Annotated in this window: 11 protein-coding genes; 4 read left to right on the forward strand and 7 right to left on the reverse strand. The window is 57.4% G+C overall.

The window, feature by feature from the left end; translation table 11 throughout:
• Positions 1 to 85 precede the first annotated feature (85 nt).
• The 3 genes from HMPREF2804_RS09805 to HMPREF2804_RS09815 form a co-directional block, all read right to left on the reverse strand.
• Entirely contained in the window at positions 86 to 787 is a 702-nt protein-coding gene (locus HMPREF2804_RS09805; RefSeq protein WP_239664660.1) for a TANK-binding kinase 1-binding protein (TBK1-binding protein 1), read from the reverse strand.
• Positions 788 to 976: 189 nt separating this feature from the next.
• On the reverse strand, positions 977 to 1,510 hold the full coding sequence (locus tag HMPREF2804_RS09810; protein WP_070535398.1) for a GNAT family N-acetyltransferase: 534 nt from the start codon (positions 1,508 to 1,510) through the stop codon (positions 977 to 979).
• A gap of 235 nt (positions 1,511 to 1,745) precedes the next feature.
• Entirely contained in the window at positions 1,746 to 2,594 is an 849-nt protein-coding gene (locus tag HMPREF2804_RS09815) for a VOC family protein (RefSeq protein WP_070628174.1), read from the reverse strand.
• 146 nt (positions 2,595 to 2,740) lie between these two features.
• Here HMPREF2804_RS09815 and HMPREF2804_RS09820 point away from each other — a divergent pair, with 146 nt between their 5' ends.
• The 3 genes from HMPREF2804_RS09820 (at position 2,741) to sucD (ending at position 7,955) form a co-directional block, all read left to right on the forward strand.
• Complete coding sequence (locus HMPREF2804_RS09820) at positions 2,741 to 5,614, forward strand: ATP-dependent helicase (protein ID WP_070628176.1); 2,874 nt, start codon at positions 2,741 to 2,743, stop codon at positions 5,612 to 5,614.
• 227 nt (positions 5,615 to 5,841) lie between these two features.
• The gene (gene sucC, locus HMPREF2804_RS09825) at positions 5,842 to 7,008 is read left to right on the forward strand and encodes an ADP-forming succinate--CoA ligase subunit beta (protein ID WP_070628178.1); all 1,167 of its coding nucleotides are present in this window, start codon (positions 5,842 to 5,844) and stop codon (positions 7,006 to 7,008) included.
• A gap of 29 nt (positions 7,009 to 7,037) precedes the next feature.
• Positions 7,038 to 7,955 (forward strand): succinate--CoA ligase subunit alpha, encoded by a 918-nt coding sequence (sucD, locus tag HMPREF2804_RS09830; protein ID WP_037236873.1) that lies wholly within the window; start codon positions 7,038 to 7,040, stop codon positions 7,953 to 7,955.
• A gap of 368 nt (positions 7,956 to 8,323) precedes the next feature.
• On the opposite strand, the gene HMPREF2804_RS09835 is transcribed toward sucD, so the two are convergent.
• From HMPREF2804_RS09835 to HMPREF2804_RS09850, 4 genes are all read right to left on the reverse strand, one after another.
• Positions 8,324 to 9,532 carry a VIT1/CCC1 transporter family protein gene (locus tag HMPREF2804_RS09835; RefSeq protein ID WP_070628180.1) on the reverse strand — a complete coding sequence of 403 codons (1,209 nt, stop codon included), beginning with the start codon at positions 9,530 to 9,532 and terminating at the stop codon, positions 8,324 to 8,326.
• A gap of 284 nt (positions 9,533 to 9,816) precedes the next feature.
• Complete coding sequence (locus HMPREF2804_RS09840; protein ID WP_048754123.1) at positions 9,817 to 10,317, reverse strand: Dps family protein; 501 nt, start codon at positions 10,315 to 10,317, stop codon at positions 9,817 to 9,819.
• 275 nt (positions 10,318 to 10,592) lie between these two features.
• Positions 10,593 to 11,252: an HAD family hydrolase gene (locus HMPREF2804_RS09845; RefSeq protein ID WP_070628182.1), complete on the reverse strand. Its 660-nt coding sequence runs from the start codon at positions 11,250 to 11,252 to the stop codon at positions 10,593 to 10,595.
• 22 nt (positions 11,253 to 11,274) lie between these two features.
• Positions 11,275 to 11,952 carry an NAD(P)-dependent oxidoreductase gene (locus tag HMPREF2804_RS09850; protein WP_070535412.1) on the reverse strand — a complete coding sequence of 226 codons (678 nt, stop codon included), beginning with the start codon at positions 11,950 to 11,952 and terminating at the stop codon, positions 11,275 to 11,277.
• Positions 11,953 to 12,128: 176 nt separating this feature from the next.
• Here HMPREF2804_RS09850 and HMPREF2804_RS09855 point away from each other — a divergent pair, with 176 nt between their 5' ends.
• Positions 12,129 to 12,728 carry a hypothetical protein gene (locus HMPREF2804_RS09855; RefSeq protein ID WP_070628185.1) on the forward strand — a complete coding sequence of 200 codons (600 nt, stop codon included), beginning with the start codon at positions 12,129 to 12,131 and terminating at the stop codon, positions 12,726 to 12,728.

Below are 12,728 nucleotides of genomic sequence, written 5' to 3' on the forward strand. Positions count from 1 at the left end.
CGGGGTTCTGCGTGAGCCCTCTATAAAAAAGGAACCCTAATCGTGAATTAGGGTTCCTTTTTCATACAGTGAAGACGAGGGGGAGTTATTCTTCGGGTTTACCGTCTGCCTTGGCGTTTGGCCCGCCCGCGATAAAGGTGGAGGCCGCATCCTTAATGCTGCGCATCAGCTGGTATGCGATACCCGCCAGAGACAGAAGCAGCAGCGCCCAATCCACGGGTAACAGCATGTTCAGGGCGCCGGGCTGGTGCGCGGGGTCGGCGAGCGCCGCATCCAGCATAAAAATCGTGGCAATGTGCACGAGCAGGTAGCCCACCGGAGCCGCCGTGAACAGTGCCCGTAGCACCTTTGACAGGCGTGACGTGTACGCCAGAAACGCCAGCGAAAGCCCAAAAAAGAGCGCAAAAACTATGCCCACCGAACGATGCGCATACGTGTAGGCACCTAGATTGTCGCCCAGTCCGGAGGCGAAGGCGGATAGGGCTTCGGTTGAGGTGACGGGGGAGAGGTCGGGGACTTGGGCGTTCGCCAGCCTGCCGTAGCTTGGCAGCACCCAGAACGCCACATAGGCGCCCAGCAGCAGGGAAATCGTGACTGCCACGTACAGAAAGGTCTTCGAACGCTGCTGTTCGGCGGGTGCGTTCGCGCGCACGGCACGGTCATCCATGACCTGTTTGAGCTCATGAATTTTATGCTCTTGGGGTTTTCGCCCGGACTGCGGTCGGTTCTGTCCCTGCTGCGCCTGCTCGCCGTACAGGCGTTTCTTCTGACCTTGTGATAGACCCATACCTTCCATTATTGCGCAGAGCGACTGGTTGTGTCAGCGTGGGGCCTTTACCAAAAGAATGGGATTATATGCGGGGCAGGCTTCTTGATCTTCTGCCGCGCGACATTGCTTATTTGCTACCGGAAACTGACAGTCGCAAAGTCGGTTATATCCTGACATACCATACCTAGTTTTCTTTACTTGCGCGTATTACTCACCCAGACTCGCAATTGTCCTCTCTCCGCTTTCCCAGTCACTACGGATCACCGCATATCCCATGACATCGCACCTGATACCCTGAACGGTAACTCCAGCTTCTCGATAATGCGCCTCGTGAACCCAACCTGCAGAGTTAAAAGCACGACGCATAGCAATATTGTCGCTTCGTGTATTGCCCTCAACGCGGATAATGGAGCATTTGGATTCAAAAATAAGGTCAGTTAGCTTAATGAGCGCAATACTCCCGAGCCCTTGATTTCTATATTTCGCTGCCATACGCATATCTATTTCTGCTGTGGAATCTTGCAGTCCGTGCACTATGGCAATACCGACGTGCTCTCCATCGTTGTGAATAAAGGCAACACGGTTATTAGGTTCCGAGAATTCCTGCTCTTCAAACCGGCGTATGAGGCTCTCATGCGATACTTTATGTTCAAGATGGAATGGCCAATCGCTGCCGCAGAAAACATTCTCAAATGGTTCCCATTCGTGCTTTATATCTGCCCAACGAACAACACAGTTCATGTTTTTCCTAACTTATTTTTCAGCTCATATTTTGTGTTTCGAGAACGTATGAATCTCATCTTCAACACTGAGCTCACATAATAAAACATAGGAGGAATCAACCGTAATAATCTGATAGTACAGGGTATTACTTTCGGAACTTATACCACCGATTACGCCAAGGGGTTTCATGGTGGAAATTCCTTTTACTATTTACTGAGGAGTCCTCACAGTGGGGTCAGATGATGTCAGTACCCTATAGCTTGGCCAGGTCGATCTTGCCCATGTGCAGGATCTTATCGCGTGTGGCGGCGTTGGCCATGAGTTCGGCGATGTTGTGGGGGACGACCTGCCACGAGACACCCCAGCGGTCGATGCACCAGCCGCAGCGCTCAACCTCGGGCACGGCGGAGAGCCCCGCCCAGTAGCGGTCGATCTCTTCTTGGTCGCGGCAGGAGACGATGATGGAGACTCCGGGCGTGAAAGTGAAATCGTGGAAGGCCCCAGAGTCCGTGGCTGCCATCCAGGTGCCGCGCAGGGTAAAGTCGGTGAACATGACCGTACCCGCATCCAGCGGTCCGCCTTCCTCGTAACGGTATAGGGCGCCACGGCGGGAGTTATCAAACAGGGTGATCCAAGCGTCTGTGGCTTCCTCGGCATGAGCGTGGTTAGTACCGCCGAACATGAAGGATGGGATAATAAAGGGGCGCGGATCGCCGTCCGGGTCGGTGAGCATGAGCTGCCAGGTCATGCCGAAACGGTCACGAACCCAGGCATAGCGCGGGGAGAAGGGGTACTCGCCCAGCTCCATGAGTACGCCGCCGGTGCTGAGCCGCTTATAGAGCTCATCAAGGTAGGTTCGGGCTTGTTCCTCTCCGCCGAATAAGAGCGGATCAAAGTTCAGGATGCAGCTGATCGACGGGTTCGGGGCGTACTGGTTACCGCCGTTGATGAGCGAGAGCCTGAAACCGTGGATGCTGACCGTCGCCGCGATCCCGGGCGCCTGCTCGGCAATGGATGCATCGCGGAAAACATCGGCGTAGAACTGCGCTGCTTCGTCGGCGGTGCCGTCGCACCAAATAGCGGGAGTGATAACCTGATCCATCCGGTCATCGTAACATGTCTACACCGCGCGGTAGGGTACCGCTAAGAGCGAATTATGCGCGGCAAACAGGCGCGATGGGTGGGAGCGAGAGGGCAAATACGGTAGCATGGAATATCGAACGTGTATTCTAGGCAGCGAGGTAGATCATGAGCGAACCCACCAACTCCGCATCCGGCGTTGAACCTGCCGCAGATACCCTCTTTGCCGATCTCGAAAACACGCAGCCGCCCTACGATCCCGAATATGATGCCCATATTCCGCCGGAAGATACCTCCGCACCCGAAGAAGACCCCTTCGCTCACGAATCTTTTATGCCAGAGTTCAACCCTGAAGCGGTGAACGCCCAAACCGTCACCGCTCACGAGGATGCGCTCGGCGAGTTCATGCCGCCCGCCTACCGAGTGGGTGGGTACGGAAGCGAGTACAACCCCGAAGACCCTTACGGGGAGCGCACATATTCGCTCAGCACAATCGACCCCGCAACCCTGATCGACGGGCTTAACGACCGGCAGCGCGAAGCTGTTTTACACGCCGGTTCGCCTTTGCTGATCGTCGCCGGGGCCGGGTCTGGCAAAACCCGCGTGCTGACGCACCGCATCGCCCATCTGCTCGCAACCGGGCGGGCAACCCCCGGACAGATTCTCGCCATCACCTTCACAAACAAGGCCGCGGCGGAAATGCGTGAGCGCATCCAAGCGCTGATCGGCCCGCGTGCACAGCACATGTGGATTTCCACCTTCCACAGTTTCTGCGTGCGCGTGCTGCGCCGAGAAGCCAAGGCACTCGGGCTCAAATCCACCTTCACGATCTACGACTCGGCGGATTCGCAGCGCCTGCTCACGCTCATTATCAAAGAGCTGAACCTGGACACCAAAAAGTTTGCCCCCAAGGCCGTGGGGCACAGGATTTCTGCCCTCAAAAACGAGCTGGTGAGCGCCGAAGAATACAGTGCGGCGGCCGCGAATAACCCGTGGGAAAAGACTATCGCGCAGATTTACACCGTCTATACTCAGCGCCTTCGCGCCGCGAACTCTCTCGACTTTGACGACCTCATTGGCAAAACCGTGTTTTTGCTCAAGAAGTTCCCCGAAATCGCAAACTATTATCGTCGCAAATTTCGGCATATTCTGGTGGACGAGTATCAAGACACCAACCACGCCCAGTATGCGCTCGTGCGGGAGTTGGTGGGGGCGCATCCGCAGGGAAACACTCGTGAGCAGGGGCCGTACCCGGATGCTCCGCCGCCTGGCGAACTGACCGTCGTGGGCGACTCAGACCAGTCGATTTACGCCTTCCGCGGCGCTGACATTCGCAATATTACGGATTTCGAGAGCGACTACCCCAATGCGCACATTATTCTGCTGGAGCAGAACTACCGTTCCACGCAGAACATTCTCTCTGCCGCGAACGCCGTGATTGAACGCAACCCCAACCGCCGCCCCAAGAAGCTGTGGACGGCATCGGGGGAAGGCACCAAAATCGTGGGGTACGTCGCCGAATCCGAACATGCGGAGGCGCGCTACATCGCCCAAGAAATAGACCGGCTTGCCGACGAACACGGTATCAAACCCTCGGATGTGGCGATTTTCTACCGCACCAATGCTCAATCCCGCGCCCTTGAAGAACTGCTGATGCGCGCCGGACTGCCGTACCGCGTGGTCGGCGGCACCCGGTTCTATGAGCGCAAAGAAATTAAGGATGCGCTCGCCTACCTGCGCGCCCTCTCAAACCCGGACGACGACGTGAGCGTGCGGCGTATTCTCAACGAACCTAAACGCGGTATCGGTGCGAAATCTGAGACCGTGGTTGCCGATCACGCATCGGCACAGCGAATTTCTTTCTTCGCCGCCGCCCGTGCCGCTGCCGCCGAGCCGGGGAGTGTGCCGGGTTTGGGCGCTGCCGCCGTGAAAAAGTATGCTCAGTTCGTCAAGCTCATGGACGACCTCGCCCAGATTGCGCGCACCGAATCAGCCGCCACAACCCTAGAGGCGGTGCTCGAACAGTCCGGCTATCTCGCCGCCCTGCGCGAATCTAAGGATATTCAGGACGAATCCCGGGTGGAAAACCTCTCGGAGCTGCTGGATGCGATGGTCGAGTTTGAGGCGGAGAACCCCGGCGCAGACTTAGAACAGTTCTTAGAGCATGTCTCGCTGGTGGCTGATGCCGACTCGATTCCGTCCCGAGGCGCCTCCGCCGACGGGCAGACCCCGTCTGCCGCGCAGATTGCCGCCGAGGCCGCAGAAGCGAAGGCACAGGGCATGATTACCCTGATGACCCTGCACACCGCCAAAGGCCTGGAGTTCCCGGTTGTTTTCCTGACCGGGCTGGAACACGGGCTGTTTCCGCATCAGCGGGCGCTGACCGACGAGGGCGAGATGAGCGAGGAACGCCGCCTTGCCTACGTGGGGCTCACGCGCGCGATGCAGCGGCTCTATATCACCCGCTCCGAGACCCGCACGATGTGGGGCAAAAGTCAGTTCAACCCGCCCTCACCCTTCCTGGAAGAGATTCCCGAGGAGCTGATCGAGTGGCGCCGCCTGGGCGGTTTTGCCGGGTTTGGTGCCTCCGGGATGGGGGCATACGCCAACGGTGCCAGCGGCTATGGAGGCTACGGGCAGGGCGGCTATCGCGGGGCGAGCGGATACAGTTCCGGCGGTGGGCGCAATGCTGATGGGCGCGGGTTAGACGGGCGCAGCACGGGCGGCTACGGCACAGGATACGATGAATCCCGCACCCGAGCGAACCGTGAACCATCAACCGCTGAGGTCAATGGTTCGGCAAGCTACGGTTTGGCGGCCGCAGCCAGCGCATCCGGAGCGGTGCGCAACCGTTCGCGGGTGCATCAAGGCAAGGAAATTCCGCTGCTGAAGGTGGGCGATACGGTGCGCCACACCAAGTTTGGAGAGGGCCGAGTTCTCGCTCTGGAAGGCACCGGCGATAAGACCGTGGCGAAGGTGCGTTTTGCCTCCGAAGAGAAGCGTTTGCTGTTGCGGTATGCGCCGTTGGAGAAAGTCTCGTAGACCCCGACCCGTAGGGCGCATCTGAACACGTGATGCCACCCACAAAAACCGGGTTGATGTGCACCCATAAGTGCACACTAACCTATATTTCCGATAAAGTAGAGATGAGAGGATTTCGAAAGCGTTTTCGCGCGCCCGCACGGGTGCCAAGGCGCATCGTATGAACCTCATGAGACCAGGCCGTTGCACACCATGCGGCGGCATCACTTCGACGAAGAAGGACACCTGTGGACCTTTTCGAATACCAGGCGCGCGATCTCTTCGCAAAGCACGGTGTACCCGTGCTCAAGGGTATTGTTGCGACCACTCCCGAAGAAGCAAAGGCAGCAGCTGAGGAAATCGGCGGCCTGACCGTCATTAAGGCTCAGGTTAAGACCGGTGGCCGCGGTAAGGCCGGCGGTGTGAAGCTCGCTAAAAACCCTGACGAGGCATACGAGTACGCTCAGCAGATTCTTGGTATGGATATCAAGGGTCATACCGTTCACCGCGTGCTGGTCGCACAAGGTGCTGATATTGCTGAAGAATACTATTTCTCGATTCTGCTTGACCGTGCAAACCGCTCGTACCTTGCCATGTGCTCGGTCGAGGGCGGCATGGAAATTGAGCAGCTCGCCGCTGAACGCCCCGAGGCTCTCGCTAAGGTTGAGGTGGACCCGCTGGTGGGCATCGACTCCGCTAAGGCACAGGAAATTGTTGAGGCCGCCGGGTTCTCTGCTGAACTGCAGCCCAAGGTGGTTGAGGTTCTCGTGAAGCTGGGCGATGTCTTCAAGAAGGAAGACGCAACCCTCGTTGAGGTTAACCCCCTCGTGCAGACCCCCGAAGGCGATATTCTGGCTCTTGACGGCAAGGTCTCTCTCGACGATAACGCGGAATTCCGCCAGCCCGATCACGTGGCGCTTGTTGATAAATCCGCCGAAAACCCGCTGGAAGCTAAGGCTAAGCAGCACGACCTGAACTATGTGAAGCTCGACGGCGAAGTTGGCGTTGTCGGTAACGGCGCCGGTCTGGTGATGTCTACCCTGGATGTGGTAGCATACGCTGGCGAAAAGCACGGCAACGTGAAGCCCGCCAACTTCCTCGATATCGGTGGCGGCGCATCCGCTGAGGTTATGGCTGCGGGCCTTGAGATTATTCTGGGCGATGAACAGGTTAAGAGCGTTTTCGTGAACGTCTTTGGCGGTATCACCTCGTGCGATGCCGTGGCTGAGGGCATCGTGAAGGCGCTTGAGATTCTGGGCGATTCCGCAACTAAGCCGCTTGTGGTGCGGCTGGACGGCAACAACGTGGAGGAGGGTCGCCGCATCCTCACTGAGGCAAACCACCCGCTCGTGGTGCAGGCAACCACCATGGATTCAGGCGCCGACAAGGCAGCAGAGCTCGCTAACAAGGCGTAATCGCCACCGAAGGATTTATAGGAAAAACTATGTCTATCTTTGTGAACAAAGACTCTAAGGTCATCGTTCAGGGCATCACCGGCGGCGAAGGCACCAAGCACACCGCTCGTATGCTCGCAGCCGGCACGAACATTGTGGGCGGCGTGAACGCCCGCAAGGCTGGCACCACCGTTACCCACAAGGCAAAGGACGGCTCCGATGTTGAGCTGAAGGTTTTCGGTACTGTTGCCGAGGCTATTGCCGAAACCGGTGCAAATGTTTCGATTGTTTTCGTGCCGCCCGCCTTCACCAAGGCCGCCGTGCTTGAGGCCATTGAGGCTAAGATCGGTCTGGTCGTCGTCATTACCGAGGGCGTGCCTGTGCAGGATACCGCTGAGTTCTGGGCTGCCGCGAAGGCTTCGGTGGACGAGAACGGCAAGCAGATTACCCGTATTATCGGGCCGAACTGCCCCGGTATTATCACCCCTGAGGAGTGCCTGGTCGGTATTACCCCGGCGAATATCACCGGCAAGGGCAAGATCGGTCTTGTCTCTAAGTCGGGTACCCTCACCTACCAGATGATGTTCGAGCTCGCCGACATTGGGTTCACCACCGCTATCGGTATTGGCGGCGACCCGATTATCGGCACCACCCATATTGATGCTCTGGAGGCTTTCGAGGCTGACCCGGAGACCGAGGGCATTGTGATGATTGGTGAGATTGGTGGCGACGCGGAGGAGCGTGCCGCCGAGTACATCAAGGCGAACGTCACCAAGCCCGTGGTCGGTTACGTGGCTGGTTTCACCGCTCCCGAGGGCAAGACCATGGGTCACGCGGGTGCGATCGTCTCAGGTTCTTCGGGGACCGCACAGGCGAAGAAAGAGGCCCTGGAGGCTGCTGGCGTGAAGGTTGGCAAGACCCCTTCCGAGGCCGCTAATCTGATGCGCGAGATTTTCGCCAACAAGTAGCATCCCGCCCGGTTCGGGCAGCTAATAAGACCCCCGGCGGTGCGAGTATTACGCTCGCGCCGCCGGGGATTCATATATAATCAAAGTACTAATTCGCTCCTGTCAACGGCCCTCCACTATCGGGAGAGTGCCAACGGCAGGAGTTTTTCTATTGGGCTTGCGAGGGAGTGTAAAACAAAGAACCAGTCTCTCCATTATGATTACTCTTTGCGCAATGCTGTATAGCCGATGACCTGATATGCAAGTAGCTAAAGCTGAAAGACTGCTTGGATGCGCCAGTTCCGGATGTCACGCTCATGGGCGTGGCATTTCGTGTATTGCAAGGGGGCAAAGCCGATGGCTTAGAGAAAGTATGGGGCGGAATAGACCTACCCCAGCGTGGTGCCGAAGGCTAGGCCCAGCAGGTAGGTGATGCCCGCCGCGCCCAGTCCGATAAGGATTTGACGCAGCCCGCGGCGCATCGGGGAAGACCCCGAGAGCAGACCCACAATACCGCCGGTGAAGCCCAGCGCCATGGCGACGAACAGGAGCGAAAGCGCCATCGCCCAAACGCCGGAAAGCCCGAAAATATAGGGCAGAATCGGCACGAGCGCCCCGGACGCGAAGAAGCTAAACGATGCCGCCGCCGCACCAATATCCGTACCCAGCGCTACATTCTCTTCCTCGCCCTCTTCATCAGCACGATGCGACAGCGACGGGTCGCAATCACAGTCGAGGTACCCGAAACGTTCCAGTGCGCGATGATGCGCCGCCTCCTCATCCATGCCGCGCGCCCGGTAGATAAGCTCAAGCTCGTTCGCATCAATATCAAGGTCACCCGCCACGCGCAAGGTCACCTGGGTCGGCTGGGAGGCATCCAAAAGTTCACGCTGGGAACGCACCGAAACGAACTCGCCCGCCGCCATAGAAAGCGCACCCGAGAGCAGCCCGGCAACCCCCGAAAGCAGCACCATAGAGCTGGATGCGCCCGAGGCCGTAATACCGATCGTCAGCGCCAGATTCGAGACCAGCCCGTCGTTCGCGCCGAACACCGCCGCGCGGAAGTTACCCGAGAGCTTTTCACGTCCGCTGGTGGCTAGGGCGCGAATGATTTCTTCGTGAATAGCCTCGTCAGCCGCCATTTCTTCGGTGGCGTCCGGGTCTTCGGCGTAGGGGGAGCGGGATTCGGCCATTTGCGCCATTGCCAGAATAAAGACCGACCCGAAATGCTTCGCCATGAACTGCAAAATCGCCGAAGACAGTGAGGGGCGTGAGGGCTTGCCAGCATGTTCGCCGAGCATATCGCGCCAGTGCTGTTGATGGCGTTTCTCAGCCTCGGCAACCTGCATCAGAATCTCACGCTCTTCGCCCTCGGCGCGCTGGGCCAGATAGCGGTAGATGCGTGCCTCCGACTCTTCATCAGCGAGATAGCGCCGCCACCGCCGGATTTGTGCCTCACTCGGCTGGGTGACGGGGTGGTGCCGTGCCGGTGCGTGCCCGACCGCCGGGGAAGAATCTTCGGATGCGGTGCGAACCCCCTCGGCCTGGGCGGTGAGAAGATGCTCGCTCTGAGTTTTATGCGATTCGGCCGATGTCATAAATATCCCGGGTAGATTGGTGTGCAACTCACCAGCATAGGGGGTTCGTACTCGAAAATCTAGGAAAAGGTGCCGGTGCTTCTATGTTCGCTGCATCGAAAAATATCTTTCCCAGTACCCTCATTGGTACGTTTCTTCATGCGAAAAAGAATTTACAAGTAGCGTGAGAAACGGCTGTTAAGAAAACCTGAGGAAAATCAATACAGGGGATAGTTAGGACAATAAAGGTGCCGCCTCCCGCGTAGGGGAGACGGCACCTTTCGTTCTAAAATCCTGCGTGCGGATTACTTGATTTCGCCTGCGCTGTTCTCTAGGAATGCGCGAACGAACCACTGGAACTTCTCAAGCTCAGCGGTCTGACCGATCAGCAGATCCTCGGTAATGGGATCAACTTTACCGGCGAACTCGATAGCCTTGCGATGGTCTTCGATCACGCGGGTGTAGACGTCGTTGAGGGCATGCAGGTGCTCGGTCACGCGAGCGCGGCCTACGGGGTAATCCTCGTGGTTGCGTGCTGCGACCAGTGCACCGGGGAGACCGTTGGGGGCTGCACCCAGGGTTGCCATACGTTCTGCGATGTCGTCCACGAAGTTGCGAACGGTGTCGACCTGCGGGTCAATCATTTCGTGTACGGCGATGAAGTCGGGACCGGTTACGTTCCAGTGTGCGTGCTTTAGGGAAAGATGCAGTTCGTTGAGGTCGTGCAGACGAGCCTGTAGAACCTCGGAAATTTCTTTGCCTTCGTCAAGTGTAAGACCGGGTGCAGTGTATTGTGCGAATGTCATGTGAGACTCCTTCTTAGTGCGTAGATGCTGCTTCAAGGGGTAGATGGCGGGGGATTCTCACCCGCTATTTCCCCGCAAAAGCATTATCCTTAGTAAATCATTTTTACGCCCCGGAGTCAAGTTTATTTTTAGTAATTCATAATAAGGGTGGCTTTGGATGCGGTTCTGACAACGCTAAAAAATAGCCCAGATAAGGCTTAGCACACCCTGCCACAACCCTGTGCAATCAGCGAACCATCATCGTGAATACGGCGAGAAATGCGAAAATCGGGCGGCTAATCGCCTAAGGCGCGCACCGCATCCAACGTTAACTCGGTATGTAACATGCGGGCATGCCCCAGCTCGGCAGGAACCTCAAGCTCACCCGGCACTACAATCACCTTCATGCCCGCCGCCGTTGCGCTGCGCACCCCGGATGGCGAATCTTCAAGCGTCACACACCGGCTGGGTGCAACCCCCAAACGCTGCGCAGCCAAAAGGTATGGCTGCGGATCCGGCTTTGGATGCGTCGTCTCATCGTTGCCAATAATGACCGAGAACGTTCCCTCTGGGGCGGCATCGGCTGTACGCTGAGCGATCGACGTGGTTGCGTTTGTAACAATTGCCGCCGGAATCTGGGCATCGCGCACTTGGTTCAGGAAACGCTCAATACCGGGCAGAAACTCCACCTGCTGATGCGCCAGCGCCTCACGAACCTTGGCAACCAGGCGCTCATTAATCTGCTCATCCGGCAGATCAACCCCGCGTTCGCGCAGGCGGTCAAGCGTAAATTTCATGGAAAGCCCCAGGCAGTCCAGGGTGTCCTGCTCGGTCCAGGTGCCGCCGAACTCGGCCACCAGAGCAACCTTCGCGGCAGCCCACACCGGCTCGGTATCCACAAGCGTGCCGTCATGGTCGAAAAGAATTGCGGCGGGAAAAGAAGAATTATTCGTCATAGATTAAGCCTACCGGGCATTTCTAGGTAGCCCGTAGGACAACGTCATCAATCGTCACCAAAAAATCTGTCCCCGCGTTCAGTGGGTTTCCCGCAATACTGAGCAGAGCATCAGCAACATCTTCACGAGCAATCATTGGGATACCCGGAACTCGCGCAACACTCGCCACATCAAAGACCTTGACCCCACCCTTGCCAGGCTTATCTGTCAGCAGACCAGGATGCACCCGCGAAATATACGGCTGATACTTAGCAACCATTGCGTCGGCCTTTGCGCGATCCGTAAAAATGCTGCGCATCATGATCTTGCACCCTACACGCATGAAAAAAGATGCGCTCCGCAGCGTATCGCCCACTCCGTAGGCGCTCATAATAACGCAGTGCTTCACACCCGCACCCACTACCGAATCCATAATGAGCGGCAGGCGCTCCTGCATGAACGTGGTGGATAGAAACTCTCGCACCGTAGCTTTCTGCCCCAGGATGCTAACCATTACATCCTGTCCGGAAGAAATTGTGGCGAGCCGTTCAGAATCGTTCAGGGCACCGGGGACAATCATGAGGTTCTGGTGTTCCCCCAAAAGCTCCACCGTCTTATCGGGGTTACGCACATAGGCGGTAACCATGTGCCCCTCCTCTAGCGCTTTGCGGGTGAAAATGCTTCCGGTGCGACCGCTTGCTCCTAAAACCAGTATTTTCATGTAGGCTCCTATTATTTACCGCTAGGGGGCATGAGTACCCGCAAGCCCCCAATGTGCTCAGTATAACAATAAAGTTTTTGGTTAAAGTTTAGGTTTATGTGGGATTTACCGCGGAAAGCCCGCTGACATGGTGAGTGCTGTACCAGTCCGGGGCACAAACCGTTTAAGATGGCACAGTGAACGAAAAATCAGAGCACTCCGGATCGCACCCGCATGTAAACTCATTAGCTGTACGCACACCTGCCCTCATACAGGTTGCAACCCTCTACGCCGCCTACCCCATGGCATTCGTCTCTGCTGCTTGGATTACCGTCGGCCGTGCCCTCTTTGGTGCCGCTGGTGATCTCGTGCCCATTTTTGCTATCTCATTCGGTCCCGCGCTAGCCGTGATTCTGTGCCTGGGCGCGTGGTGGATGTTTCGCGATGCGCATCGTCGCGTTACCAGCGGCGAGTATGCGCGGGTTGGTGCATCCTGGGGATTCGTATTGTCCGTATGGGCCTGCTGGGTGCTCGCATTTCTCTTTGGGATGTTCATTCCCGACTACCGTGCCGGGGTGCCGGTGTCAGGAATTGGTGCGCTCGCGGGTGCCGATTATGTGGGCTACGGTGCAGGATTCGGGAATACCTTCGGAATTTTGACCTTTGCTATGGCTATTACCGCCGCCGTGGTCGCTTTCAATGCTAATAGGCGCTCGGCGCGCATGCAGCAGGGTGTTACCGACGAGGTTTTGGAGGAGCAGGCGCGACAACAAAGCCCGTATGACTTCTTGGACTGA

The sequence above is a fragment of the Rothia sp. HMSC065G12 genome (assembly GCF_001811455.1).
Classification (GTDB): domain Bacteria; phylum Actinomycetota; class Actinomycetes; order Actinomycetales; family Micrococcaceae; genus Rothia; species Rothia dentocariosa.

Bases quoted from the DNA above. Each gene is read 5' to 3' on its own strand.
- HMPREF2804_RS09805 (WP_239664660.1), bottom strand. From the start codon at position 787: ATGGGTCTATCACAAGGTCAGAAGAAACGCCTGTACGGCGAGCAGGCG.
- HMPREF2804_RS09810 (WP_070535398.1), bottom strand. From the start codon at position 1,510: ATGAACTGTGTTGTTCGTTGGGCAGATATAAAGCACGAATGGGAACCA.
- HMPREF2804_RS09815 (WP_070628174.1), bottom strand. From the start codon at position 2,594: ATGGATCAGGTTATCACTCCCGCTATTTGGTGCGACGGCACCGCCGAC.
- HMPREF2804_RS09820 (WP_070628176.1), top strand. From the start codon at position 2,741: ATGAGCGAACCCACCAACTCCGCATCCGGCGTTGAACCTGCCGCAGAT.
- sucD (WP_037236873.1), top strand. From the start codon at position 7,038: ATGTCTATCTTTGTGAACAAAGACTCTAAGGTCATCGTTCAGGGCATC.
- HMPREF2804_RS09835 (WP_070628180.1), bottom strand. From the start codon at position 9,532: ATGACATCGGCCGAATCGCATAAAACTCAGAGCGAGCATCTTCTCACC.
- HMPREF2804_RS09840 (WP_048754123.1), bottom strand. From the start codon at position 10,317: ATGACATTCGCACAATACACTGCACCCGGTCTTACACTTGACGAAGGC.
- HMPREF2804_RS09845 (WP_070628182.1), bottom strand. From the start codon at position 11,252: ATGACGAATAATTCTTCTTTTCCCGCCGCAATTCTTTTCGACCATGAC.
- HMPREF2804_RS09850 (WP_070535412.1), bottom strand. From the start codon at position 11,952: ATGAAAATACTGGTTTTAGGAGCAAGCGGTCGCACCGGAAGCATTTTC.